Raw genomic sequence first — 23,064 nt, forward strand, 5'->3', positions numbered from 1 at the left:
TATCGACGGACAAGCGTATGGGTAAGGTCTATCTGATCGGAGCGGGGCCGGGCGCGGCGGATCTCATCACCGTGCGCGGCATGCGTCTGCTCGAACAGGCGGATGTCGTGTTGCACGATGCGCTCGTCGAGCCGGCGATGCTCGACTACGCGCCGAGTGCGAAGAAGATCGCCGTCGGCAAGCGTTGCGGACAGCGTTCGACGGCCCAGCATTTCATCAACAAGCAGATTGTCGATGCGGCGCTGGAGCATGGCGTCGTCGTGCGTCTGAAGGGCGGCGATCCGATGCTCTTCGGCCGCGCGGACGAGGAAATGCGCGCGCTCGAAGCGGCGGGCATCGAATTCGAAGTGGTGCCGGGCATCACGGCGGCGCTCGCGAGCGCCGCGACGCTCAAGCGCTCGCTGACGCTGCGAGGCGTGGCGCGCAGCGTCGCGCTGGCCACGCATTCGCGCGCCGCCGACAGCGATGAAATCCGCGAGCAGGCAAAGGCGGATTCGCTCGTGTTCTACATGGGACGCGACAGCGCGCCGGATATCGCGCAACAGCTCATCGATGCGGGCCGTCCGGGCTCGACGCCGGTGGCGATCGTCGAAGCGTGCAGCACGCCGCGCGAACGCACGCTGACGTTGACGCTGGCGCGCATGGCGCTGGGTGAGGCGCAGGAATGGCTGGACCCGTCGCAGCCGAGTTTGCTGATGATCGGAGAGGCGTTTCGCGAGCGGGCGGCGGCCAAGCCGAAGGTTCATCTGAAGGGGATGCAGGCGGCGGCGTGATGCTGGTTCGGCTGGCGGATAAACAAAAGCGCATCGGCGACGGTGCGCTTTTTTGTTTTCGGACCTCGAGATTCAAAAGTCTACGAGCCGGATCTTCTTCTTTTTTGAATTAGCCGCCAGAACGGTATCGAGCGTGGCCATCGTCTTTGCCTTGCAGTCCAGTGCGGTAGCGAGATGAAGCGCGTCTCCCGCACGGAGCCCGGTCGATGCGTCGAGCGTGAGAACGGCCGCGTGATGGAACACCGGCGGCTCGATCGGCGTGAGTTGCAGATCGCTCGCGCACATTCGTTCGAAGCTGCGCCACGCAAAAGCGGACTGATCTTCGGTCATCTGACCGCTTCGCCGCTTGATGCCGAGCGCGCTGGCAAACTCGGTGACGCACCACGCTCCGGAAATCAGTTCGTCCCTGACGGACGCGTACCAGCTCGAAACGGCGGCGGTCATGCGTTCGCGGACGCATAACGCGACCAGAACGCTCGTATCGACGTAAATCATCAGTAGCGCGCGCCTCTGCGGAGTTCGTCGATGACGGAATCGGTCATCGGCATGGCGTCGCGCGTTTCGGCCAGTTCTTCCGCGAACGCCCGGCGATCCCATTTGGCGGCACGAAGGCAGATTCCGCCGTCCACCGTGAGGTTGACCTGCACCTGGTCGCCCTCGGAAAGGCCGGTGTGCCGCAGATAGTCGGCGGGGATGCGCACTGCGAGGCTATTGCCCCATTTGGAGATGAGGAGGTTCATGCGGAACTCGATCGGATATACGAAACGGTATATCCGAGTATATGCTTTTCAAGTTGCGTGGCGCCACTCGGCCGAACGGCCAGCGCTGAACTACCGACCGACCTGCCGCAAACAATACTGCGCCACAGCATCGAGCACCGCGTCGTCCTCCCCGACTGCCGTCGCGCAGGAAATGTCGACATCCGGATGCGCCGCCCGGCACTTCTCGACGATTTCCGGCAGATCCTTCCTCACATGCCCGCCTTGCCCGAAGAACACGGGCACGACCGTGACGGCATCGCAGCCATCGGCGGCCAACTGCGCTACCGCGGTGGGCAAATCGGGCGACATCAATTCGAGAAACGCCAGTGAAACCGGTTCGCCGCGCACGCCGCGCAGCTTCACGGCAAGGCGCTCGAACGGCTCGGCCCAGCGCGGATCGCGTGCGCCGTGGCCGAACAGGATGATGCCGTGCGTCTTCATCGCGCGCTCCTCGGAAGAAACGTCAGTGCCGCTCCACCCACTTCAGGCCCACCAGCCCGATCACGAGATAGGCGAGGGCGGGCGCCGCCGCGGTGATCGGCGCGGGCCACGTGTTCAGATTGCCGATATGCGAGAACAGCGTGTTGAAGAGTTGGAAGCTCATGCCGATCATGATGCCGCCGAACACCTTCATGCCGACCACGCCTGCGCGCGTATGCAGATACGCGAACGGCAGCGAAAGAATCAGCATCACGAATACCGCGAACGGATAGAGAATCTTGCGCCAGAACGCGATCTGATACCGCTGCGTATCCTGATGATTTTCCGTCAGATGCTGGATATAGCGGAACAGATTGAACATCGACATCCGATCCGGCGACACCAGCAGCACCGACAGAATCTGCGGCGTCAGCTCCGAGCGCAACGAGTACTCGGGCAGCGTGCTCTGCGTCGCACGGTAGACCGGATTCAATGCGTCGCCGGGGTTCGCCGCTTGCGGGGCAGCGTCGTTCAGTTGCGTGTCCGTCACGCCCGTGAGCTTCCAGTGGCCTGGCGGCTCATACACGCCGCTCTTCGCAATGCGCACGTTCGTCAGGCGGAACTTCGAGTCGAATTCGTAGATGCGCACGTTCGCGATGGTCGTGTCGGGATTGAGCGTGCCGACGTTGACGAAGCGCGTGACCTGCTCGCCGTTCTCCTTGGCCGTCAACGTGTCCTTCACCCACACGCCCGACTGAAAATTCGACGACACCGATGACCCGAGCGCCTCAAGCCGCACGCGCTCGGACAACTGGTCCGTGTAAGGCCCGACCACTTCGCCGATCAGATACGTGATGAGCACCATCGGAACGCCGATCTTCAGGAGCGAGCGAAGCGCGGCGCCGGTCGAGAGCCCCGACACGCGGAAGATCGTGAACTCCGAAGCCGCCGCCATTTGCGCGAACACGTAGATGGCCGAAATGAGCGCGGCGACGGGGATGATCTCGTAGAAGCGCGACGGCGTCTGCAGCGCGACGCGCAGCACCGCGAGCGTGAACTTGTAATTGCCGTGCCCGACCGTGTTCAGTTCATTGATCAGGTCGAAGAAGAAGAACAGGCCCGAGAACGCGAACAGGATGAAGATGAACGCGAGATAGATCTGGCGCGCGAAATATCGTTCGTAGATGCGCATCGCGTCAGGCCCCCTTCGACAGCGACGGGAGCTTGAAGAGCGGCCGATTACGAATCCGCAGCCAGAAGATGAACGCGACGAGCGCGCCGACCACGATATGCAGTCCGACGAGACCCAAGCCGAACGACAGCTTGCCCTGTTCGATCCACGACTGCACGACGTTCAGCAGATTCGAATAGGTGAGGTAGATCAGCACGGCCATCACGAGATTGATCGTGCGGCTGCGGCGCGGGTTCTGATAGGAAAGTGGAATGGCGAGCAACATCAGATTGATGGCGATGAGCGGCAGACCCATGCGCCACGCGAACTCCGCGAGATTTTCCTGCGTAGGATTGGCGAGCAGGTCCGGCGTGGAGATGCCTGTCGTGGTCGGTGTATTCACGAACTGGTGACTCATTATCTTCACACCGTAGCGCTCGAACTCCATGATGCGGAAGTTCGGCTGGCCCGGCTCGCCGTCGTAACGGCGGCCGTTGTCGAGCACGATGAAGCGGTCGCCGTCGGGGCGCGTTTCGGTGTGACCGTTCTTCGAGACGATCACGTTGACCTTGCCGCCTTCCGTGCTCGTGACGAACACGTTCTCGACATGCCCCTGGTCCGGCGACATCTTCTCGATGAAGAACACGCGATGGCTCGAAGGCGATTCGCGGAACTGTCCCGGCGCGAGCAACGAGACTTCATCGCGCTGCTGAAAGCGCTGCTTGATGAGCTTGCTCTGCTGGTTCGACCACGGCCAGCCGACGAACGCGAAGAACATGATGAGAATGATGATCGGCGTGGAGAATACGGCGATCGGCTTGATGAGCTGCGTCTGACTCACGCCCGACGCGAGCCACACGACCATTTCCGAGTCGCGATACCAGCGCGTGAGCACGAAAAGAATGGAGACGAACAGCGTCACGATCAGCATGACCGCGAGATAGCCGATGACGGTGAGCCCGATCAGCACGACGACGTCTTTCGGGTCGATCTGACCTTGCGCCGCGAAGCCGACGATGCGGATCATCATCGTCGTGAGCATGATCGTGAGCAGCACCATGAACACGGCGCCGGCCGTGTACGCGAGTTCGCGCTGCAGGGAGCGTTCGAAGATCATTGAATTTTTGCTTGGAGCCGGCGGCGATGCGGAAATCTTGCACGCATCTCGTGGCTTACGGGAAGGGTATTCGCTTACCCTCACGCCGCCCGCCTGTGACCGCCGCGGAAAAAATAGCGGATAATTGCGGCTTTCATCCTTCAGCCAAGATTTTATCCGAGGATAAGCGCGATGGACTTTAGCATAAAAGCCTGTGATTGGAGCAAGGGCGAGGCAAATGGTTTCCTTACCGGGAAGTCGGATGTCATCGTGCTCGGCATCTTCGAAGCGCAGACGCTCACGGGCGCCGCGCGCGACATGGACGTCGCCACCAAAGGCCTGATTTCGCGCGTCGTGAAAGCCGGCGACATGAGCGGCCGCGCGGGCACGACCCTGATGGTGCCGGAAGTCACGGGCATCGGCGCATCGCGGGTGCTGCTCGTCGGTCTCGGCAAGCAGGACGCCTTCAATCAGAAAGCCTATGGCGAAGCCGTGCGCGCCGCGTGGCGCGTGGTGCTCGGCTCGAAGATCGGTCAGGCGACCTTCACGCTCGCGCAACTGCCGATCCAGGAACGCACCGGCGACTGGGCCGTGCGCGCCGCGATCCTCGCGCTGCGCGAGCTGACCTACAAGTTCACGCAGATGAAGAGCAAGCCCGACAACGGCGCGCGCTCGCTCAAGAAGATCGTGTTCAGCATCGATTCCGCCGATGAAAAAGCCGCCAAGGTCGCGGTGAAACAGGGCGTCGCGATCGCGAACGGCATGGACCTCACGCGCGATCTCGGCAATCTGCCGCCGAACGTCTGCACGCCGACGTATCTCGGACAGACCGCGAAGAAGCTCGGCCGCGATTTCAAGCTCAAGGTCGAAGTGCTCGGCCAGAAGCAGATCGAAGCGCTCAACATGGGCTCGTTCCTGTCGGTCGCGAAGGGCTCGGTCGAGCCGCCGCAGTTCATCGTCATGCATTACCAGGGCGCGGGCGCGGCCGCGAAGGGCAAGAACGCGCCGGTCGTGCTGGTCGGCAAGGGCATCACGTTCGATTCGGGCGGCATCTCGATCAAGCCGGGCGAGGCGATGGACGAGATGAAATATGACATGTGCGGCGCGGGCTCCGTGTTCGGCACGATGCGCGCGGTCGCCGAGATGGGCCTCAAGCTCAACGTGATCGGCGTGATCCCGACCTGCGAGAACATGCCCGCGGGCAACGCGGTGAAGCCGGGCGACATCATCACCGCGATGAACGGCACGACCATCGAAGTGCTCAACACCGACGCCGAAGGCCGCCTCATCCTGTGCGACGCGCTGACCTACGCGGAGCGCTTCAAGCCCGCCGCCGTGGTCGATATCGCGACGCTGACGGGCGCGTGCATCATCGCGCTGGGTCATCACAACACGGGCCTCTTCTCGAAGGACGATGCGCTCGCGGGCGAACTGCTCGACGCGTCGCGCGAGGCGGTCGATCCGGCGTGGCGTCTGCCGCTCGACGACGAGTATCAGGATCAGCTCAAGTCGAATTTCGCGGATGTCGCGAACATCGGCGGACGTCCGGCGGGCAGCGTAACGGCGGCGTGCTTCCTGTCGCGCTTCGCGACGGCTTATCCGTGGGCGCACCTCGATATCGCCGGAACCGCGTGGAAGAGCGGCGCGGCGAAGGGCGCGACGGGCCGTCCCGTGCCGCTGCTCTCGCAGTTCCTGATCGATCGCGCGGGCGCCTGAAGCAGGCATGACGCGCATCGACTTTCATACGAATGTCGGCGATCCGCTCGCGTACGCCTGCCGCCTCGCGCGCAAGGCGTACCTGAGCGGCAAGCCGCTCGTCGTGCTCGCCGAACCGCAGCGTCTCGCCGCGTTCGACGAGCAGTTGTGGACCTTCCAGCCGCTCGAATTCGTGCCGCACTGCATGGCGAAGAGTCCGCTCGCGGAGGACACGCCCGTAGTGCTCACGTCGAATCTGGACGACGCGCCGCATCATCAGGTGCTCGTGAATCTCGGCGCGCCGGTGCCCGCGCAGTTCGCGCGCTTCGAGCGGCTCGTGGAGATAGTCGGCAGCGTGGGCGATGAACTCGCCGCGGGCCGCGAGCGCTATCGGTTCTATCGCGATCGCGGCTACGTCATCGATACACACAATCAGGGCGGTTAGCCGCACAGAGGCCGCGTCCCCGCTGCACTAAGCTCTGCTCACACATGGCGCTTCGCGTGAGACCCGAGTCAGCACGGACGCGCACACGCTGGCCGACAGGAGACCTTTGGATATGACCGACAAGCCCGAATCCTTCGATTCGTCCATCCCCGTTCTGACCGATGTCGTCGTGCCCGGCAAGCCGGAGTACGCGCGCGCGCCTTCCGCCGATGAAGCCGCGATCGAATACGACGCGGAGCGCATCGCCGAGCGGCTGCGCGGCCGCTTTACGACCTTCCTGACGGGCGATGCCCGCGCGCTGATCGAAGACCGTTGCCGCGAAGTGTTGCGCGAGCAATCGACGCAACTCGTGTCCGCGATCACACGCGAAGTCGCGATGGCGCTCGAAGGGCGGATGAGCGAATGGGTGCGCGACGCGGTGGAGGACGAACTGCGGCGCCAGCGGGGCGAATGAGCGCGTTTCATGCGGAATGAAGAAGGGGCGCACGCGCGCCCCTTTTTTTATCCGCGCCGCGCGCTCGATTTATCCCGTCACCGCGCCCTTATTAGCCGGCTGCGCGAGCGCCGCGAACTTCGCCAGCACGCCGCGCCTGTACTTCGGCGCGGGCTGCTTCCACGCGGCGCGGCGTCGCGCGAGTTCCGCATCGTCCACGTTCAGTTGCAAGAGCAGCTTGTGCGCGTCGATGGTGATCGAATCGCCTTCGTGCACCAGCGCGATCGTGCCGCCCGCGTATGCTTCCGGCGCGACGTGGCCGACCACCATGCCCCACGTGCCGCCCGAGAAGCGCCCGTCGGTGATGAAGCCGACCGATTCGCCCAGCCCCTTGCCGATGATCGCCGATGTCGGCGCGAGCATCTCCGGCATGCCTGGGCCGCCGACCGGGCCGAGATAGCGCAGCACGAGAATATCGCCGGGCTTGATCTTGTCGGCGAGAATGGCGTCCATCGCGCTTTGCTCGTCCTCGAACACGCGCGCGGGGCCGGTGATGACCGGATTCTTCAGGCCGCTGATCTTCGCGACCGCGCCGTCTTCCGCGAGATTGCCGCGCAGGATCGCCAGATGCCCTTCCTTGTAAAGCGCCTGCTCGATCGGGAAGATGACCTTCTGATCCGCACGCGGTTTGCTCGGCACGTCCTTCAGTTCTTCCGCGATCGTGCGCCCCGTGATCGTCATGCAGTCGCCGTGCAGAAGGCCCGCATCGAGCAGGATCCGCAGCACTTGCGGGATGCCGCCGGCCTTGTGCAGATCGGTGGCGACGTACTGGCCCGACGGCTTCAGATCGCAGATCACCGGCACTTTCTTGCGCATGCGCTCGAAGTCGTCGATGCTCCATTCCACTTCCGCCGCATGCGCGATCGCCAGAAAATGCAGCACGGCGTTGGTCGAGCCGCCCGTCGCCATGATGAGCGCGACCGCGTTTTCGATCGATTTCTTCGTGATGATGTCGCGCGGCTTCAGGTCCTTCTTCACCGCCTCGACGAGCACGCGCGCCGACTCCGCGGCGGAATCGACCTTCTCCTGATCCGGATTCGCCATCGTCGACGAATACATCAGCGACATGCCGAGCGCCTCAAACGACGAACTCATCGTGTTGGCGGTGTACATGCCGCCGCACGAGCCGGTCGACGGGCACGCGTTCTTCTCGACGCCCTTGAAATCCTCTTCCGACATCCGGCCCGCCGTGAATTCGCCGACCGCCTCGAACGACGACACGATCGTCAGATCGCGGCCCTTCCAGTTGCCGGGGCGGATCGTGCCGCCGTACACGTAGATCGACGGCACGTTCATGCGCGCCATGCCGATCATGCCGCCCGGCATGTTCTTGTCGCAGCCGCCGATCACGACGACGCCGTCCATCCACTGGCCCTGCACCGCGGTCTCGACGCAGTCCGCGATCACCTCGCGCGAGACGAGCGAGTACTTCATGCCTTCGGTGCCCATCGACATGCCGTCGGAGATCGTCGGCGTGCCGAAAATCTGCGGATTCGCATCAGACTTTTTGATCGCTTCGATGGCCGCGTCCGCCAAGCGCTGCAGGCCGGCGTTGCACGGCGTAATGGTCGAATGCCCGTTCGCGACGCCGATCATCGGCTTGTCGAAGTCTTCCTCCTTGTAGCCGAGCGCGTAATACATCGAACGATTGGGCGAGCGCGCGACGCCCTGGGTGATGTGCTTCGAGCGGCGATTGAAGGCCATGATGTGCTCCTTGAGGGGATGTTTTTGCTCTAGTGCAGCAAGAATGCAACTCCCGCTATGTGTCTGTCCAATATATTATTCAAGGCTTATTAGGTCGCAAAAGATATCAATGGAGCAGAGAAATCCGCCCATCGAGTTGCGGCTGTTGCGCTACTTCGTGACGGTCGCCGAAGAGATGCACTTCGGCCGCGCCGCCGCGCGTCTCGCGATGACGCAGCCGCCGCTCTCGAAGGCGATCCGCGCGCTGGAAGAGGCGCTCGGCGTCGCGCTTTTCGTGCGCACGAAACGGACCGTCGAGCTCACGCCCGTCGGCAAGGATCTGCTGCCGGAAGTGCGCCGCCTGCTCGCGTCCGCCGATACGCTGCGTCCGCTCGCGCAGTCGCTCGCGCGCGGCGAGGCGGGCGTGCTGTCGCTCGCGTTCGTCTCCACAGCCGATTACGGCCTGTTGCCGGCGCTGCTGCGCGATTTCGGCGCGCGCTATCCCGGCGTGCGACTGCAACTGACCGAGGCGACGAGCGACGTGCAGATCGAGGAACTCGTCGCCGGGCGCATCGACGCGGGTCTCGTGATTCCGCCGCTGCCGCCGCGTCATGCCACGTCGCTCTCGTATGTGGCGGTGGCGCGCGAGCCGCTCGTCATCGCGATGTCCGCCGATGCCGCGCTACAACTGGGGCAGGGCGCCGACGAATGGGCCGACACGCCCGTCGATCTGCACGATCTCGCCGCCGCGCCGCTCGTCGTCTTTCCGAGGCGTCTCGCGCCGGGTTTGTATGACATCATCATGGGCTGCTACGGCGCGGCCGGCCTCACGCCGCGTATCGGGCAGGAGGCGATCCAGATGCAGACCATCGTGAGCCTCGTGTCCGCCGGGATGGGCGTCGCGCTCGTGCCGCATTCGCTGCGTCATCTGCGGCGCACGGGCGTCGTGTATCGTCCTCTGCGGCCGCTGAACGCGTCGGCGATGCTCGTCGAGACAGGCCTCGTATGGCGCGCGGCGGAAGTGAGCCCGGTGCTCGCCGGGTTCATCGAGATCGTCCGTTCGCGGGCCGAAAGCGCGGGTTCTGTATGATTCGCCCTTGTAGTTCGCTCTAGCTCCCACATCAGAATGCTCATACATCCCAATTTCGATCCCATCGCGATTCATCTCGGACCGCTCGCCGTGCGCTGGTACGGCCTCATGTATCTGGTGGCGTTTGTATCGGCCATCGTCATCGGCCGCCTGCGTCTGCGCCTGCCTTACGTGGCCGCGCAAGGCTGGACCGTGAAAGACATCGACGACATGCTGTTTTACGGCGTGCTCGGCACGATTCTCGGCGGGCGCATCGGCTACGTGGTTTTCTACAAGGCGAGCTATTACGCGGCGCATCCGCTCGATATCTTCAAGGTCTGGGAAGGCGGGATGTCGTTCCACGGCGGCTTTCTCGGCGTGACGCTCGCGATGGTGCTGTTCGCGTATCACCGCAAGCGCACCTGGCTCCAGGTGACGGATTTCGTCGCGCCGATGGTGCCGCTCGGCCTCGCGGCGGGGCGTCTCGGCAACTTCATCAACGGTGAGCTGTGGGGCCGCGTGACGGACCCGAACGCGCCGTGGGCGATGCTCTTCCAGAGCTCGACGAACGACGACGCCATCTGGCTCGCGAAAAATCCGCAGCTCGACGCGCAATACCATCTCACCGAAGTCTTCCAGCGCTATCACATGCTGCCGCGTCATCCGTCGCAGTTGTACGAGATCGCGCTCGAAGGGCTCGTGCTGTTCATCGTGATCTGGACGTTTTCGCGCAAGCAGCGTCCTGTTGGCGCGATTTCGGCGCTGTTTCTGATCGGCTATGGACTGGCGCGCTTCACCGTGGAATTCGCGCGTGAGCCGGACGACTATCTCGGCCTTCTCGCGCTCGGCCTCTCGATGGGCCAATGGCTCTCGCTGCCGATGATCGTCGCGGGCGTGCTGATGATGGTGTGGGCGTACAAGCGCAATCTGCGCCTGCCGCCCGAATCGGCGAAAGCCTGAGCAATGCGGGGCGCGCGCCCCGCATCGATTCAACGCCCCATCTGCACGGAACCGGACACGTCGACGGTCACCGTCGTCGTGCCGGCTTCCATCGCGATCGGCGCGGCCATTTTCGCATCGGCGCTCATTGCGCGCGATTGCATCATCATGACCGGACGCGGCTGCACGCCGCTGTGTCCGACGTTCACTTCCCGAATCGTGAAATTGCTGTAGCCGAAGCCTTGCGCGGCGGTTTGCGCCTGCTTGCGGAAGGAATCGATGGCCTGCGTGACGAGCTTCTGCTCGGCCGCGCGCTGCGCCTCGGGCGACAGCGAGAATCCGACGCTGCCCACCTGCATCGACGAACTCATCTTGCCCGCGAGCTTCGACGCCGCCGCGAAGTCGTGCGATTCGAGCACGACCTCCGTGCGGCCGCGCCACGCGGAGATCTTGCCGTCGCGATCGGTGGATGGATACACGGTGAACGAGCCGCTCTTCGCGGTCACGCCCTCGACGCCCTTGGCTTCGCGCAATGCGGCCTCGGCGCGCTGATTGAGCGTCGCGGTCAGCGACGAGGGATCGGCCGCTTCCTGCTCGTAGAAGAGCGTGATGTTGACGACATCCTGCGGCACTTGCGCGCTCGCCTGCGCCGAAAGAGAAAGCACGCCCGAAGGTTGCGGCTGGGTAATCACCGTCTGCGCGGCGGCCGTTTGAGAAAGGGTGAACGCTGCGCCCGACATCGCGAGGAGCGCGAGTGCGGCAGCGGTTTTCTTGTTGATCATCGAAGGACTCCGAACGCGGGATATCGCGTGATTCGCGACGGGATTTAGTCGCGGCCTTCGTGTCGTAAGTTCCTTGTTAGACGAGTTGTTCGGTAATAAAGCGCCACTGCGCTTCGGTCACCGGCGTGATCGACAGGCGATTGCCGCGCGCGAGCACCTGCATGTCCGCGAGCGCCTCGTGTTCACGCAACGCGGCGAGCGGAATCAGCGCGGTCTTCTTCACGAACTTGACATCTACGAGCATCCAGCGCGGCGCTTCCTGCGTGGACTTGGGATCGTAGTAATCGCTCTTCGGATCGAACTGCGTGGGATCGGGATACGCCGTCGAGCACACTTTCGCGATGCCCGCGATGCCCGGCTCGGGGCAGCTTGAATGATAGAAGAGTACGCCGTCGCCGATCTGCATCTGATCGCGCATGAAGTTGCGCGCCTGATAGTTGCGCACGCCCGTCCACGGCAAGGTTTTTTTCGGCGCGTGCGCGAGGTGATCGATGCTCGCCTCGTCCGGTTCGGACTTCATCAGCCAGTAGCGCATGATTGTTCGTTATGCGGAATCGACGATGCAAATGAAAACGGCACCGGAAAAACCGATGCCGTTCTTTAGATAGGTCCCCGCCACGGCCGCTAGGCCGGCATCCTGAACCTGGGTTCAAGATTTGTCGCGGTAAGCAACACTTCGGGTACATCGGACTAGCGACGCGCGCGCCCGTGCTGCAAGGTTCCGCAACCGTGCCAATGTGACATTGGTTCAAGGAATATATGACCTTGGCGCACCAGGCAGGGAAACGTCACTCTACACCAATCGTTTGCCTTTCGCAGCCCCGCCGCAGTTTCTTTTTTCGATTGACATTGCGCGCCGATTGACTCGACGCACAGACATCTCACTGCACTTCGTATTGCGCGATGACGGCGCCGAGTTGCTCGTTCATCGAATGCATCGTGCGACGGATTTCCTCGGCGGGGAAGGCCTCGCCGTGACGCACGCTGTCCTGCAACTTAAGCAATTCCGACGCCAGCGAAAGCGCTGCCATCACCGCGATGCGATCCGTGCCGCGCACGTTGCTTGCGTTGCGCACCTTGTTCATCTCGGCATCGACGCGTGCGACTGCTTCGCGCAATGCGCCTTCCGTTTCCGGCGAGCACGCGAGGCGATACGGCTGCCCGAGAATGGAGACTTCGATCTGCGTGGTCGTCATGCCTTCTCTCCTTGATGATGCTCGCCGTGCAATTCCGCTTCATGTGCTTCCGGGGAATCGGCTTCGAGGAGATCGAGTTGATTGTCGGCTTCGTCATGCTGCCCGGTTTTCGCGCGCGGCAGCTTTTCGAGAATCGCGTTGAGGCGAACTTGCGCGTCGTCGATTTTCGCGGAGAGCGAATCGCGTTCGGATTGCAGCGTATCGCGCTCTTCACGCACTTGCGCAAGCTCGGCCTGCACGTTCGCATAGTCGGCGCGCAGTTGTTCGAGTTGGTCTTGCAGCGCCTGGCGCGCCTGATTGTGGCGCTCGCTGATCTGGATCAGCCGGCCGATATTTCCTGACAGTGATTCGAGTTCGTTGAGCATGTGCTGCGTCCTCTAAAGACCTCGCATTTTAGCGCGGTTCAACGGAGCTTCCGATAATTGTCTCGTTTCGAGACGTAACAACATGCGATCTTGCGCTTAATCCTTCGAATCAAGCGCATGTCGACATGCATTCGTGTGCAGAAAACGCGAGCGCTGTTGATGGCTCGTGAGGACAGGCCGGCCGATTCTCGTTCGATTCGTCATGTGCCGCGCCCAACTGTCCGCGCCGTTTTCTTGACGGCCCCAACACGCGCTCCTACACTTGCCGCACTTTTTGGTGCTCGCATTCGCGGATCTCGCGGATGCAGTCAAACGGGAAACAGGGAGCGAAGTCTCCGAAGTCCGACCGGGACCAACCTGGGACGAGCCAACCTGTGCTGCCCCCGCAACGGTAAGCGACCGCAACGCAAGTTGCAAGTCGTCTCATGCGCGTTTTTGCAGCGCGAGCGTGTGGATTTTCATCACACAGGGTTCATTGCCCGAATCGACTGCAAGAAACGTGTCGACGCCACTGCGCACGATGCGCGGGAAGGCGAGACGATTCATCGCCAGCCCGGATACCGGCCAGAGTTCGACGCATCGGCGCTGATCGCGCGGTGCGTTCGTCGCGCATCGTCCTCGCGGGGAGCGGGGTCGCGCTCACGCGAAACGGACACTTCATTCATGGTATTGCCACAGGCCGCCCTCAAGAACGGCCGCTCTCGTCATGGCGCGCTCGTTGCCGCGGTCATCGGTTTGCCGCTCGCCGGCGCCGCACATGCCGCCGATGACGCTTCGCAAGCGCTTGCTCCTGTCGTCGTCACCGCGACGCGCGCGCCGCAGCCGCTCGCCGAATCGATCCCGCAGACATCGGTGTTCGATGAACAGGACATCGCCGACGCCAACGCCGACGATGCGCTCGGCCTCATCGCGCTCGCGCCCGGCGTGCAGATCACGCGCAACGGCGGACCGGGCGCGACGTCGGGTCTCTACATACGCGGCGCGGCGTCCTCGCAATCGCTCGTTTTGATCGATGGCGTGCGCGTCGAATCGGCGTCGCTCGGCGCGGCGCAGCTATCGCAACTGATGCTCGATCAGATCGGGCGCGTCGAGGTCGTGAACGGCAATGTGTCGGCGTTGTACGGCTCGAATGCGATCGGCGGCGTCGTGCAGATCTTCACGAAGGAAGGCGAGCCGCATCCGCCGCGCTTCAACTTCGAAGCCGAATACGGCAGCTATCACACGCAGCGTCAGTCGGCGGGCGTGAGCGGCGCGCTCGACAAGGACGGCCGCACGACCTTCAGCCTGAACGTCTCGCGCGAGAAGACCGACGGCTTTTCGTCGATCGATCCGAATATCGCGCCCGGCGCGAATCCGAACGCGAACGGCTATCTGAACGAGAGCGTCGCGGCGACGCTGCGCCACCAGTTCAGCGACAAGTGGGACGCGGGCGTGCGCTTCCTGCAATCGAACGGCATCAGCAGTTTCGACGATGCCTACGGCCTGCCGACCGATATCAACGAATCGCACGATCGCGTGCGCTCGGCGTCGGTGTTCGCGAACGGCAAAATCACCGGCGACTGGACCACGCACTTCACGATCGCGCAGGGACAGGACCGCGCGAACATCGAGCAGAACGGCGTCTATACGAACCGCTTCAATTCGGAGAACCGTCAATACACGTGGCAGAACGACTTCAAAATCAGCGACGCGCACAAGCTGCTCTTCGGTTACGAGCATCTCGATCAGACGCTCGATTCCGATCAGCTCACTGCGCCCGATCGTCACGTGAATTCGGTGTTCGCGGGCTACGTGGGCCACATCGGCGCGAGCGAATTGCAGGCGAATCTGCGTCACGACCAGTATTCCGATTTCGGCGGCGCGAACAGCTACTATCTGGGCTACGCGTATAACTTCGATGCGCACTGGAAGGCGAGCGCGAGCTATGCGGCATCGTTTCGCGCGCCGAGTTTCGACGACCTCTACTATCCGTTCAGCGGCAACCCGTCGATTCAGCCGGAGCGCAGCCATTCGGTCGAGGCGGCATTGCAGTACGCATCGAATGCGCTCGGCGTCGCGCGCGTGACGCTGTTCCAGACGCGCTATTCGAATCTGATCGACTATGTGTCCGACGGCGGTTTCTACTATGTCGCGCAGAACGTCGGGCGGGCGAAGGTGCAGGGCATCGAGGGATCGTGGGCGGGACACGTCGGCGCAACCGACGTGCGCGCGGGCGTCACGTTCCAGAATCCCGTCGACGAGACGAATCACGAGGATCTGACGCGGCGCGCGCGGCGTTTCGCGACGCTCACGGCGCATCGCACGATCGGGCGCTGGCGTGTCGGCGGCGAGTGGATCGTGAGCGGGCAACGCAGCGACTACGATTCGACGCTCGCGGGGTATGGCATCGTGAATCTTTCGGCGCGCTACGACATCTCGAAGTCGTGGTATGTCACGGCGCGCATCGACAATCTGTTCGACAAGGACTATGAACTCGCGTACTCGTACAACACGCCACGGCGCAGCGCGTACATCACGTTGGGCTGGCATCCGTCGTGAGCCACGCGCCTGAGCGGCTTGCGCGTCCGCACGCGATGAACGCGAGCCGCGCGGCCGCGATCTGGATCGCGCTCGGCGTCGCGACGTTCGTCGTGCTCGTGGCGTCGCTGATGACGGGCAGCGTGACGTTGCCCGTATCGCGTGCGCTCGGCGCGCTCTTTCACGCGAACGCCGCGACACCCGATATCGCCGATGAGATCGTGCTCACACTACGTTTGCCGCGCGCGCTCGCGGGCTTCGCAACGGGTGCGCTGCTCGCGACGGCCGGCGCGCTGCTGCAAGTGCTGCTGAGGAATCCGCTCGCGGAACCGTACGTGCTCGGCGTGTCCGGCGGCGCGGCGACGTTCGCGCTTGCCGCGATGCTCGCATCGGTGCCGTGGTGGGGCGTCGATATCGCAGCGTGCGCGGGCGCGTTCGCATCGATCGTCGTCGTGCTCGGACTCGCGCGCAAGGACCTTTGGCAAAGCGGACAGGATGCGTCGCCGAGACTCCTGCTGACGGGCGTCGTGATCGCGTCGGGATGGGGCGCGCTGATCACGCTGATTCTGAGCATCGCGCCCGAGAACCGGCTGCGCGGCATGATCTTCTGGCTGACGGGCGATCTCAACGGCGCGGCGGCGCCGTGGCCGGCGTTGATCGCGCTCGCTGTCGCGCTCGTCGCGATCGTTCCGGTCGCGCCGCAACTGAACGTGCTGCTGCGCGGCGATGCCATCGCGCGTGCGCTCGGCGTGCCGGTCGAGCGTTTGCGCCTGCGTGTGTATCTCGTCGCATCGATCGCCGCGGCGGCCGCCGTGACGACGGCGGGGACCATCGGCTTCGTCGGGCTCGTCGTGCCGCATCTGCTGCGCCTTGCGTTCGGCAACGATCAGCGCATGCTCGTGCCCGCCGCCGCGCTCGCGGGCGGCCTCGCCGTGATGGCCGCCGATCTCGCCGCGCGCACCGTGATCGCGCCCGCGCAATTGCCGGTGGGCGTCGTGACGGCGTTGATCGGCGTGCCGATGTTCCTGTGGATGCTCCTGCGGAGACCGCGATGAGCCTGCAACTCGATGCCATCGTGCTTCGCGCGGGCGCGCGCACGCTCATCGGCGGTCTCACGCAGACGATCGCGGCGGGCGAAGTATGGTGCATCGCCGGGCCGAACGGCGCGGGCAAGACGACGCTCATCAACGTGCTCGCCGGTCTCGCGAAACCCGCATCGGGCCGCGTGTCGCTCGACGGCCGCGCGCTCGCAGCATGGCGCGCGGCTGACCTCGCACGTCGACGCGCGTTGATGCCGCAAGCCACGCACGACGCCTTCAGCGCGACCGTGCTCGACACCGTGCTGCTCAACCGCCTTCCGTATCTCACCGGCTGGGGCTGGGAGAACGAAGACGACCGCAACGCGGCGCGCGCGGCACTGGAAACGCTCGGTCTCGCGTCCTTCGCCGCGCGCGACGTGCTGACGCTCTCGGGCGGCGAACGCCAGCGCGTCGCGCTGGCCGCCGTGCTGTGCCAGAACGCGCCGTGCCTGTTGCTCGACGAACCGCTTTCGCATCTCGACCTGCATCATCAGATCGACTGTCTGCACGCGTTGCGCGACGCCGCGCGCGAGCACAAGCGCACCGTAATCTTCTCGTGCCACGATCTGAATCTCGCGCGCCGTTTCGCGACGCACGCGCTGCTGCTTGACGGTCACGGCGGCGCGCACGCGGGCCTCGTCACCGATGTCCTCACGCCCGAACGCGCGAGCGCGGCATTCGGCTATCCGCTCGCGCTGATTCGCGACGGCGAGCATGAAGCGCTCGTGCCTTCCATTCATCGCCCTTGAAGGAATTTCGATGTCCACGCTCAACGACATCCCGTTGCCCCGCGCACTCGACCGCGCGCTCGAAGCTGAACTGCGCCGCATCATCGACATGAAGACGAAGCCGCCCGGCAGTCTCGGGCGGCTCGAATCTCTCGCGCTGCAAATGGGCCTGATCCAGCGCACGACGAAGCCGCGCATCGAACGTCCCGCGATGATCGTGTTCGCGGGCGATCACGGCATCGCGAAAGAGGGCGTGAGTTCGTTTCCGCAGGAAGTGACGGCGCAGATGGTCGCGAATTTTCTGACGGGCGGCGCGGCGATCAACGCGCTGTCGCGCTCGGTCGGCATGTCGCTGGAAGTCGTCGATGCGGGCGTCGCGACACCGATTCCGATCGATCACGGATACGAACGTCTGTCGCTCGGGCTCGGCACGCGCAACTTCGCGCAGGAGCCTGCGATGTCGCGCGAGACCGCGCTCGAAGGCATCGCGCGGGGCGCTGCGCGCGTGCGGCATCACGCGTCGCTCGGCACGAACGTGATCGGCTTCGGCGAGATGGGCATCGCGAATACGTCGGCGGCGGCGTGTCTGATGAGCCGTCTGTGCGATCTGCCGATCGACGAATGCGTCGGGCGCGGCACGGGCCTCGACGACCACGGTCTCGCGCACAAGCGCGATGTGCTCGGCCGCGCGCTCGCGCTGCATCGCAATGAAGGCGATGCGATCGACACGCTCGCGACCTTCGGCGGTTTCGAGATCGCGATGATCGCGGGCGCGTATCTCGCCGCCGCATGCGAAGGCATGACGATTCTCGTCGATGGATTCATCGCGACATCGGCGTTGCTGGTGGCCGCGAAGATCGCGCCCGAGGTGCTCGATTACTGCGTGTTCGCGCATGCGTCGAACGAAACCGGGCATCGGCGTATGCTCGCGCATTTCGATGCCGCGCCGCTGCTGGAACTCGATCTCCGGCTCGGCGAAGGCACGGGCGCGGCGCTCGCTTTGCCGATCCTGCGCGCGGCCGTCGCGTTCATCGACGAGATGGCGAGCTTCGAGTCGGCGGGTGTGTCGAACAAAGCCGATTGATGCGACCGCTCGACGAACTGCGCTACTTCTTCACGGCGCTCGGCTATTTCACGCGCGTGCCGGTGCCGCGCTGGGTCGGCTTCGAGCGCGAATATCTGAACGCGGCGGCGCGTTACTTTCCGCTCGTCGGCGCGATGGTCGGCGGCGTTGCGGCGCTCGTCTATCTCCTGGCGCTGCGCGTGTTTCCGGCGGGCGTCGCCGTGTTGCTTTCGATGGCCGCGACGCTCGTCATGACCGGCGCGTTCCATGAAGACGGACTCGCGGATTGCGTCGATGCGTTTGGCGGTGCGTACACGCGCGAGGATGCGTTGCGCATCATGCACGACTCGCGCATCGGTGCGTTCGGCGCGATTGCGCTCGTGATCGCGATTGCGTTGAAGTGGCAGGCGCTCGCTGCGTTGCCGCCGCAACGCGTCGCGATGACGATGATCGCCGCACACGCCGCGAGCCGCGCGTTCGCGATCAGCTATCTCGTCACGCTCGATTACGTGCGCGCCGAAGGCAAGGCCAAGCCGGTCGCGCAGCGCATGAGTCTTGCATCGTTTGCGCTGGCGCTCGTGTTCGGTTTGCCGTGGCTCTTCGTGATCGACTGGAAGCTCGCGTGCTTCACGATCGGCGTGCTGATCGTTTTGCGCTTTTTTATCGGGCGATACTTCGTGCGTCGCATCGGCGGGTATACGGGCGATTGCCTCGGCTTCGCGCAGCAAGTGTTCGAAATCACGATCTATCTCATCGGGCTCGCATGGATCTCGTCCTGATTCGACATCCGGAAGTCGCTATCGAAGCGGGCGTGTGCTATGGGCAAACCGATGTGCCCTTGCGGTGCGATGTGCGCGATTTTGCCGCTGCATTGACGGCGCGGATGAAGGCGCTGAACGTGCCCGCATGTGTCGATGGATGGCATGCGAGCCCGCTTGTGCGATGCGCATCGCTGGCGCAGGTTCTTTCCGTCGATGCGCATATCGACGCGCGTCTCTCTGAAATGCACTTCGGCAAGTGGGAAGGCCGCGCGTGGGATACGATCGATCGCGCGCTCATCGATGATTGGGCCGGTGATATCGAACATGCTCGTCCGCATGGCGGTGAGAGTTTTTCGCAGTTCGCGCAGCGGGTCGTTGGGTGGTTTGAGGCGACATGCGTCGGGCGGGGTGCTGTGCATGTTGTCGCTCATGCGGGGGTTATGCGCGTGCTTGCGGCGCATCTTCTCGGTATTTCTTATGAGAATGCGCTGCAATGGTCGATTGATTTTGGTGGGGTTGGTTGGTTCAGGTGCGTGCGGGGGGAGTGGGTTCTGGTGCGGTGGAATGCTTAGGCTTTCGCCGGATCCCGGGTTCGTGTCGGTTTATTAGCACTGCCCCTCCCCGGGGCGGGGGTCACTTTCTTTGCTGCTGCAAAGAAAGTAACCAAAGAAAGCAGCTTCTCGCCGCCCGCGGTCACACGCAGTTTGGCCATGCTTGCCAGCCCGCGGTGGCCCTCGCCTAAGTGTCGCCCCCAAAGGACCAACCAGGCTTGGCTCGCGCACGGTCTGACGCGCTAGTTGTTTTAGGGCGCTGGTTCAGCACGAAAGAGCTTCGGCACAGCGCTGCGCGCTGCCGTTGGGGATGCGAGGGAAACCGTCGAGAAGAAGCGCACGCGCACCCGCACCCGATTGACCCATCGGCCGCGAAGCGGGCCGGAGCTATTTGGTGCTGAACCAGTTTCTTGTGTGGTGCGATGTGTCGGACCGTGCGCGGTCCAAGCCCTTATCTGCTTGTGGGGGCACTCGCTACAGCCGGGCCATTAGGCCAATCGTCTGTGCCGCGGCCGGTGTGAAGTGCTTAGGCTGGGGATAGCTGTTTCTTTGGTTACTTTCTTTGCAGCAGCAAAGAAAGTGACTGCCGCCCCGCACAGGGGCAGTGCTAATAGACCAACAACAAAACGGGATCCGGCGAAAACCCAGCTATTCCACCCGCCGCCCGCGAGCCGCATCGAAATCGCGGCAAAGCTCCGCCGCACCAATTGCGAGCCGAGGAGTCGGCCGATTGATGAGATCCCCATCGATCCCAAAGAGATTCCCCCGCGCGACCGCCGTCAACGATGTCCAGCGCTTCCATCGCTCAAGCGCAGGCAACTGGCGATCCGGTTTCGTCGCGCCGGGCGTAGCGGTGACGATCGCTTCGGGATTCGCCGCGAGCACGGCTTCGGTCGATATCGTCGGCACGCGCGGCTTTTCCGCCGCGAATACGTTCACGCCGCCGCACAGCCCGATCACTTCGTCGAAGACGTTGTCGCGATTGAGCGTCATCAGCGGATCGTCCCAGACCTGATAGAACACGCTCACGGGCGCCCGCGCCGCATAACGCGCGCGCAGTTGCGCGATATCGCGCGTGAACGCATCCGCACTCGCGCGTGCCTGCGCTTGCGTGCCGAGCAGCACACCCAGCTTGTCGATGCTCGCGGCGATATCGTCGAGATGTTTCGGCTCGCTGAAGTAAATCGGAATGCCGAGCGCCGTCAGCCGGTCCATCTGACGCGCCGCGTTCCCATGTCGCCACACGACGATCAGATCGGGATGCAACGCGACGATGCGTTCCAGATCGAGCGCCTTGTTGTCGCCGACGCGAGGAATCGCCTGCGCTTCCTTCGGATAATCGCTATACGTCACCGCGCCGACGATGCGCGCGCCGCCGCCCGCCGCGAACAGCAGTTCGGTCACATGCGGCGCGAGACTGACGACGCGTTCCGCGGGCTTCGCGAGCGTGACCGGTGCGCCGCTGTCATCGGTGACGGTGATCGCATGCGCTCGCGCAGCAGCGAAGCCGATCAGCAAGGCGATCACACCGCGCAAGATCACGCGCAAACCTCCCGCAACGCGAGCGACAGGCGCGCCCAGTCGCCTTCCGCGCCCGGCAAGCCGATGCGCAGGCTCGGCGTCATGCCGGGCAGATCGAAGAGACGCGTCCAGATGCCGCGCAACGCGAGCGCGTGTTGAAGCGCTTTGGCTTCGGGCGTCGGTGTCCACGCGAAGAGCGCCGTCGCGCGCACGTCGAAGCCGTGGCTCGCGATCAACGCGGCGAGGCGTGCGCCGTCGCGTTGCAACCGTTCGCGCGTGTCGCGCTGCCAGTCGATATCGGCGAATGCGGCCATGACGGCGTGACGCGACGGACCGCCGACGGTCCACGCGCCGAGCGCGTCGCGCAATGCATCGACGATCGAAGGCGCGGCCAGCACGAAGCCCGCCCGGATGCCCGCAAGCCCGAAGAACTTGCCGACCGAGCGCAGCACGATCAGCCCTTCGCGCGCGGATTCGCTCGCCAGCGACGACGCGGGATCGACATCGGCGAACGCTTCATCGACGATCAATGTGCCGCCGCGCGATGCAAGCTGCGCGTGCCAATGCAGCAGCGTGTCGCGTGAAATGCGTTCCGCCGTCGGGTTGTTCGGATTCGCGACGATGACGTGATCGAGCGTATCGGGCAGGTCGCGCCCGGTGATGTCGAGCGTCGCGATTGCGTGTCCGGCGCGCGCGAACGCCGGCGCATATTCGCCGTAAGCGAGCGGCGCGACGCCCGCCGTCGCGCGCCGCAAGAGCGCAGGCAGCGCGCGGATCGCCGCCTGCGAACCCGCGACCGGCAACGCGAAAGGCGCGCCGTAATAGCGCGCGGCGCAATCGGCGAGGCCGTCGTCGTCTTCGGGCAGACGTCGCCATGCATCGGGCGGCACGGGCGGCACCGGAAAGCCGCGCGGATTGATGCCCGTCGAGAGATCGAGCCAGTCGTCGAAAGGAATCGCGTAGCGTTGCGCGGCTTCGCGCAAATTGCCGCCGTGCCGGATCGGATGCGTCATGTCAGCCGCTCGTGGTTACGCTGATCGCGGCGAAGACCAGCAGCGCCACAAGCCACATCAGCATCGCGCGCTCGACGAGCCTCAGCGCCGCGACCACATGCTTCGGGTTCGCCGTGTGACCCGCGCCGAGCGTCGGGCGCGTTTCGAGCACGCCGTGATAAGTCGCCGCGCCGCCGATCAGCACGTTCAAACTGCCCGCGCCCGAGGCCATCACGGGACCGGCGTTCGGACTGTCCCACGAGCGCGCCTGCGTGCGCCAGCAGTGCCAGGCCATGTGCGTATCGCCGGCGAGCGCGTAGCTCGCAGCCGTGAGGCGCGCGGGAATGAAGTTGAGCACGTCGTCGAAGCGCGCGGCCGCCCAGCCGAAGCGCAGATAGCGCGGCGTGCGATAGCCCCACATCGCGTCGAGCGTGTTGGCCAGACGGAACATCAGCGCGCCCGGGCCACCCGCGATGGCGAACCAGAAGATCGCGCCGAAGATCGCGTCGTTGCCGTTTTCCAGCGTGGATTCGACGGCCGCGCGCGAAAGCGCGTTCTCGTCGGCCTGCGACGTGTCGCGCGACACGATGCGCGAGGTCAGCGTGCGCGCGTGGTCGATATCGCCGAAGCTCAGGGCGCGCGCAATCGGCGCGATATGTTCGCGCAGGCTCTTCGCGCCGAGCGCGAACCAGAGCAGCAGCACATGGACGAGGCACGCGTACGTGAACGGCAGCACGCTGACCAGCAGCCACGCGACGCCCACCGGCGGCGCGATCAGCACGAACCACGCGACGATGCCCGCCGGCCGCGCACGACGGCCGGTGTTCATGCGCGCTTCGAGTTGCGTCGCGAGCTTGCCGAAGCCGACGAGCGGATGCCGCGCGCGCGGCTCGCCGACGATGCGATCGACGATCACGCCGAGCACCGCGAGCAGGGCCATCGCGTAGGCGGAGAGGAGGAGCAT

The 23,064-nt window shown here is 64.4% G+C and carries 25 protein-coding genes, 1 other RNA gene and 1 riboswitch; of the genes, 12 read left to right on the forward strand and 14 right to left on the reverse strand.

The annotated features are described in order from the left end of the window. Positions 1–17 precede the first annotated feature (17 nt). Complete coding sequence (gene cobA / locus QCE73_RS03225; protein ID WP_309879732.1) at positions 18–773, forward strand: uroporphyrinogen-III C-methyltransferase; 756 nt, start codon at positions 18–20, stop codon at positions 771–773. A gap of 72 nt (positions 774–845) precedes the next feature. On the opposite strand, the gene QCE73_RS03230 is transcribed toward cobA, so the two are convergent. From QCE73_RS03230 to lptF, 5 genes are all read right to left on the reverse strand, one after another. Further along, complete coding sequence (locus QCE73_RS03230) at positions 846–1,268, reverse strand: type II toxin-antitoxin system VapC family toxin (protein WP_309879734.1); 423 nt, start codon at positions 1,266–1,268, stop codon at positions 846–848. Then, a complete protein-coding gene (locus QCE73_RS03235) occupies positions 1,268–1,513 on the reverse strand; it encodes an AbrB/MazE/SpoVT family DNA-binding domain-containing protein (RefSeq protein ID WP_035508219.1) in 246 nt (81 codons plus the stop codon). The genes QCE73_RS03230 and QCE73_RS03235 overlap by 1 nt, the downstream gene beginning before the upstream one ends. 90 nt (positions 1,514–1,603) lie before the next feature. Then, a complete protein-coding gene (locus QCE73_RS03240; RefSeq protein WP_309879736.1) occupies positions 1,604–1,975 on the reverse strand; it encodes a CbiX/SirB N-terminal domain-containing protein in 372 nt (123 codons plus the stop codon). A gap of 22 nt (positions 1,976–1,997) precedes the next feature. Beyond that, the gene (gene lptG, locus QCE73_RS03245) at positions 1,998–3,146 is read right to left on the reverse strand and encodes an LPS export ABC transporter permease LptG (RefSeq protein WP_309879739.1); all 1,149 of its coding nucleotides are present in this window, start codon (positions 3,144–3,146) and stop codon (positions 1,998–2,000) included. Positions 3,147–3,150: 4 nt separating this feature from the next. After that, positions 3,151–4,242: an LPS export ABC transporter permease LptF gene (gene lptF, locus QCE73_RS03250; protein WP_035508226.1), complete on the reverse strand. Its 1,092-nt coding sequence runs from the start codon at positions 4,240–4,242 to the stop codon at positions 3,151–3,153. A 171-nt stretch (positions 4,243–4,413) separates the two neighbouring features. Here lptF and QCE73_RS03255 point away from each other — a divergent pair, with 171 nt between their 5' ends. The 3 genes from QCE73_RS03255 to QCE73_RS03265 all read left to right on the forward strand — a co-directional run bounded on the left by QCE73_RS03255 (position 4,414) and on the right by QCE73_RS03265 (position 6,815). Next, a complete protein-coding gene (locus QCE73_RS03255; RefSeq protein WP_035508228.1) occupies positions 4,414–5,937 on the forward strand; it encodes a leucyl aminopeptidase in 1,524 nt (507 codons plus the stop codon). Between the two features lie 7 nt (positions 5,938–5,944). Beyond that, complete coding sequence (locus QCE73_RS03260) at positions 5,945–6,361, forward strand: DNA polymerase III subunit chi (RefSeq protein WP_309879740.1); 417 nt, start codon at positions 5,945–5,947, stop codon at positions 6,359–6,361. A gap of 112 nt (positions 6,362–6,473) precedes the next feature. Further along, a complete protein-coding gene (locus QCE73_RS03265) occupies positions 6,474–6,815 on the forward strand; it encodes a DUF2486 family protein (protein WP_309879742.1) in 342 nt (113 codons plus the stop codon). 69 nt (positions 6,816–6,884) lie between these two features. On the opposite strand, the gene ilvD is transcribed toward QCE73_RS03265, so the two are convergent. Next, positions 6,885–8,558, reverse strand: a complete 1,674-nt coding sequence (gene ilvD, locus QCE73_RS03270; protein WP_309879743.1) for a dihydroxy-acid dehydratase — start codon at positions 8,556–8,558, stop codon at positions 6,885–6,887. 109 nt (positions 8,559–8,667) lie between these two features. Between ilvD and QCE73_RS03275 the strand changes: the two genes are divergently transcribed. Together QCE73_RS03275 and lgt are read left to right on the forward strand one after the other, a co-directional pair. Continuing rightward, positions 8,668–9,627 carry a LysR family transcriptional regulator gene (locus QCE73_RS03275; protein ID WP_309879744.1) on the forward strand — a complete coding sequence of 320 codons (960 nt, stop codon included), beginning with the start codon at positions 8,668–8,670 and terminating at the stop codon, positions 9,625–9,627. 36 nt (positions 9,628–9,663) lie between these two features. Then, positions 9,664–10,566: a prolipoprotein diacylglyceryl transferase gene (gene lgt / locus QCE73_RS03280; protein ID WP_035508240.1), complete on the forward strand. Its 903-nt coding sequence runs from the start codon at positions 9,664–9,666 to the stop codon at positions 10,564–10,566. 29 nt (positions 10,567–10,595) lie between these two features. On the opposite strand, the gene QCE73_RS03285 is transcribed toward lgt, so the two are convergent. From QCE73_RS03285 to QCE73_RS03305, 5 genes are all read right to left on the reverse strand, one after another. Continuing rightward, positions 10,596–11,327: an SIMPL domain-containing protein gene (locus QCE73_RS03285; RefSeq protein ID WP_404989729.1), complete on the reverse strand. Its 732-nt coding sequence runs from the start codon at positions 11,325–11,327 to the stop codon at positions 10,596–10,598. Positions 11,328–11,403: 76 nt separating this feature from the next. Then, complete coding sequence (locus tag QCE73_RS03290; protein WP_309879745.1) at positions 11,404–11,862, reverse strand: EVE domain-containing protein; 459 nt, start codon at positions 11,860–11,862, stop codon at positions 11,404–11,406. Between the two features lie 70 nt (positions 11,863–11,932). Beyond that, positions 11,933–12,114: non-coding RNA, 6S RNA (ssrS, locus tag QCE73_RS03295), on the reverse strand. A 94-nt stretch (positions 12,115–12,208) separates the two neighbouring features. Next, positions 12,209–12,523, reverse strand: a complete 315-nt coding sequence (locus QCE73_RS03300; protein ID WP_035508245.1) for a cell division protein ZapA — start codon at positions 12,521–12,523, stop codon at positions 12,209–12,211. Beyond that, positions 12,520–12,888 (reverse strand): ATPase, encoded by a 369-nt coding sequence (locus tag QCE73_RS03305; protein WP_035508247.1) that lies wholly within the window; start codon positions 12,886–12,888, stop codon positions 12,520–12,522. The genes QCE73_RS03300 and QCE73_RS03305 overlap by 4 nt, the downstream gene beginning before the upstream one ends. A 258-nt stretch (positions 12,889–13,146) precedes the next feature. Then, a riboswitch (cobalamin riboswitch) is annotated at positions 13,147–13,472 on the forward strand. 79 nt (positions 13,473–13,551) lie between these two features. Between QCE73_RS03305 and QCE73_RS03310 the strand changes: the two genes are divergently transcribed. From QCE73_RS03310 to cobC, 6 genes are read left to right on the forward strand one after another with little or no spacing between them, the layout of a single operon-like run. After that, positions 13,552–15,426, forward strand: coding sequence for a TonB-dependent receptor domain-containing protein (locus QCE73_RS03310; RefSeq protein ID WP_309879746.1), 1,875 nt, complete (start codon positions 13,552–13,554; stop codon positions 15,424–15,426). Between the two features lie 35 nt (positions 15,427–15,461). Beyond that, positions 15,462–16,460, forward strand: coding sequence for an iron ABC transporter permease (locus QCE73_RS03315; RefSeq protein ID WP_309881897.1), 999 nt, complete (start codon positions 15,462–15,464; stop codon positions 16,458–16,460). Then, entirely contained in the window at positions 16,457–17,233 is a 777-nt protein-coding gene (locus QCE73_RS03320) for an ABC transporter ATP-binding protein (RefSeq protein ID WP_309879747.1), read from the forward strand. Before QCE73_RS03315 ends, QCE73_RS03320 begins: the two co-directional genes overlap by 4 nt. A 10-nt stretch (positions 17,234–17,243) precedes the next feature. Continuing rightward, positions 17,244–18,296: a nicotinate-nucleotide--dimethylbenzimidazole phosphoribosyltransferase gene (gene cobT / locus QCE73_RS03325; RefSeq protein WP_309879748.1), complete on the forward strand. Its 1,053-nt coding sequence runs from the start codon at positions 17,244–17,246 to the stop codon at positions 18,294–18,296. Continuing rightward, positions 18,296–19,054: an adenosylcobinamide-GDP ribazoletransferase gene (locus QCE73_RS03330; protein WP_309879750.1), complete on the forward strand. Its 759-nt coding sequence runs from the start codon at positions 18,296–18,298 to the stop codon at positions 19,052–19,054. The genes cobT and QCE73_RS03330 overlap by 1 nt, the downstream gene beginning before the upstream one ends. Then, entirely contained in the window at positions 19,039–19,608 is a 570-nt protein-coding gene (gene cobC, locus QCE73_RS03335) for an alpha-ribazole phosphatase family protein (protein ID WP_309879751.1), read from the forward strand. Before QCE73_RS03330 ends, cobC begins: the two co-directional genes overlap by 16 nt. Positions 19,609–20,235: 627 nt before the next feature. Here the strand turns inward: cobC and QCE73_RS03340 are convergent. From QCE73_RS03340 to cbiB, 3 genes are read right to left on the reverse strand one after another with little or no spacing between them, the layout of a single operon-like run. Beyond that, the gene (locus QCE73_RS03340) at positions 20,236–21,129 is read right to left on the reverse strand and encodes a cobalamin-binding protein (protein ID WP_309879753.1); all 894 of its coding nucleotides are present in this window, start codon (positions 21,127–21,129) and stop codon (positions 20,236–20,238) included. Next, positions 21,126–22,121 (reverse strand): threonine-phosphate decarboxylase CobD, encoded by a 996-nt coding sequence (gene cobD / locus QCE73_RS03345; protein WP_309879755.1) that lies wholly within the window; start codon positions 22,119–22,121, stop codon positions 21,126–21,128. Before cobD ends, QCE73_RS03340 begins: the two co-directional genes overlap by 4 nt. A gap of 1 nt (position 22,122) precedes the next feature. Continuing rightward, positions 22,123–23,064 carry an adenosylcobinamide-phosphate synthase CbiB gene (gene cbiB, locus QCE73_RS03350; protein ID WP_309879756.1) on the reverse strand — a complete coding sequence of 314 codons (942 nt, stop codon included), beginning with the start codon at positions 23,062–23,064 and terminating at the stop codon, positions 22,123–22,125.

Origin of the sequence: Caballeronia sp. LZ029 (genome assembly GCF_031451275.1) — a bacterium.
Taxonomy (GTDB): domain Bacteria; phylum Pseudomonadota; class Gammaproteobacteria; order Burkholderiales; family Burkholderiaceae; genus Caballeronia; species Caballeronia jiangsuensis.

What these genes read in the sequence shown, in the direction of transcription:
- cobA (WP_309879732.1), top strand. Translation starts at nt 18, where the DNA reads ATGGGTAAGGTCTATCTGATCGGAGCGGGGCCGGGCGCGGCGGATCTC.
- QCE73_RS03230 (WP_309879734.1), bottom strand. Translation starts at nt 1,268, where the DNA reads ATGATTTACGTCGATACGAGCGTTCTGGTCGCGTTATGCGTCCGCGAA.
- QCE73_RS03235 (WP_035508219.1), bottom strand. Translation starts at nt 1,513, where the DNA reads ATGAACCTCCTCATCTCCAAATGGGGCAATAGCCTCGCAGTGCGCATC.
- QCE73_RS03240 (WP_309879736.1), bottom strand. Translation starts at nt 1,975, where the DNA reads ATGAAGACGCACGGCATCATCCTGTTCGGCCACGGCGCACGCGATCCG.
- lptG (WP_309879739.1), bottom strand. Translation starts at nt 3,146, where the DNA reads ATGCGCATCTACGAACGATATTTCGCGCGCCAGATCTATCTCGCGTTC.
- lptF (WP_035508226.1), bottom strand. Translation starts at nt 4,242, where the DNA reads ATGATCTTCGAACGCTCCCTGCAGCGCGAACTCGCGTACACGGCCGGC.
- QCE73_RS03255 (WP_035508228.1), top strand. Translation starts at nt 4,414, where the DNA reads ATGGACTTTAGCATAAAAGCCTGTGATTGGAGCAAGGGCGAGGCAAAT.
- QCE73_RS03260 (WP_309879740.1), top strand. Translation starts at nt 5,945, where the DNA reads ATGACGCGCATCGACTTTCATACGAATGTCGGCGATCCGCTCGCGTAC.
- QCE73_RS03265 (WP_309879742.1), top strand. Translation starts at nt 6,474, where the DNA reads ATGACCGACAAGCCCGAATCCTTCGATTCGTCCATCCCCGTTCTGACC.
- ilvD (WP_309879743.1), bottom strand. Translation starts at nt 8,558, where the DNA reads ATGGCCTTCAATCGCCGCTCGAAGCACATCACCCAGGGCGTCGCGCGC.
- QCE73_RS03275 (WP_309879744.1), top strand. Translation starts at nt 8,668, where the DNA reads ATGGAGCAGAGAAATCCGCCCATCGAGTTGCGGCTGTTGCGCTACTTC.
- lgt (WP_035508240.1), top strand. Translation starts at nt 9,664, where the DNA reads ATGCTCATACATCCCAATTTCGATCCCATCGCGATTCATCTCGGACCG.
- QCE73_RS03285 (WP_404989729.1), bottom strand. Translation starts at nt 11,327, where the DNA reads ATGATCAACAAGAAAACCGCTGCCGCACTCGCGCTCCTCGCGATGTCG.
- QCE73_RS03290 (WP_309879745.1), bottom strand. Translation starts at nt 11,862, where the DNA reads ATGCGCTACTGGCTGATGAAGTCCGAACCGGACGAGGCGAGCATCGAT.
- QCE73_RS03300 (WP_035508245.1), bottom strand. Translation starts at nt 12,523, where the DNA reads ATGACGACCACGCAGATCGAAGTCTCCATTCTCGGGCAGCCGTATCGC.
- QCE73_RS03305 (WP_035508247.1), bottom strand. Translation starts at nt 12,888, where the DNA reads ATGCTCAACGAACTCGAATCACTGTCAGGAAATATCGGCCGGCTGATC.
- QCE73_RS03310 (WP_309879746.1), top strand. Translation starts at nt 13,552, where the DNA reads ATGGTATTGCCACAGGCCGCCCTCAAGAACGGCCGCTCTCGTCATGGC.
- QCE73_RS03315 (WP_309881897.1), top strand. Translation starts at nt 15,462, where the DNA reads ATGAACGCGAGCCGCGCGGCCGCGATCTGGATCGCGCTCGGCGTCGCG.
- QCE73_RS03320 (WP_309879747.1), top strand. Translation starts at nt 16,457, where the DNA reads ATGAGCCTGCAACTCGATGCCATCGTGCTTCGCGCGGGCGCGCGCACG.
- cobT (WP_309879748.1), top strand. Translation starts at nt 17,244, where the DNA reads ATGTCCACGCTCAACGACATCCCGTTGCCCCGCGCACTCGACCGCGCG.
- QCE73_RS03330 (WP_309879750.1), top strand. Translation starts at nt 18,296, where the DNA reads ATGCGACCGCTCGACGAACTGCGCTACTTCTTCACGGCGCTCGGCTAT.
- cobC (WP_309879751.1), top strand. Translation starts at nt 19,039, where the DNA reads ATGGATCTCGTCCTGATTCGACATCCGGAAGTCGCTATCGAAGCGGGC.
- cobD (WP_309879755.1), bottom strand. Translation starts at nt 22,121, where the DNA reads ATGACGCATCCGATCCGGCACGGCGGCAATTTGCGCGAAGCCGCGCAA.
- cbiB (WP_309879756.1), bottom strand. Translation starts at nt 23,064, where the DNA reads ATGCTCCTCCTCTCCGCCTACGCGATGGCCCTGCTCGCGGTGCTCGGC.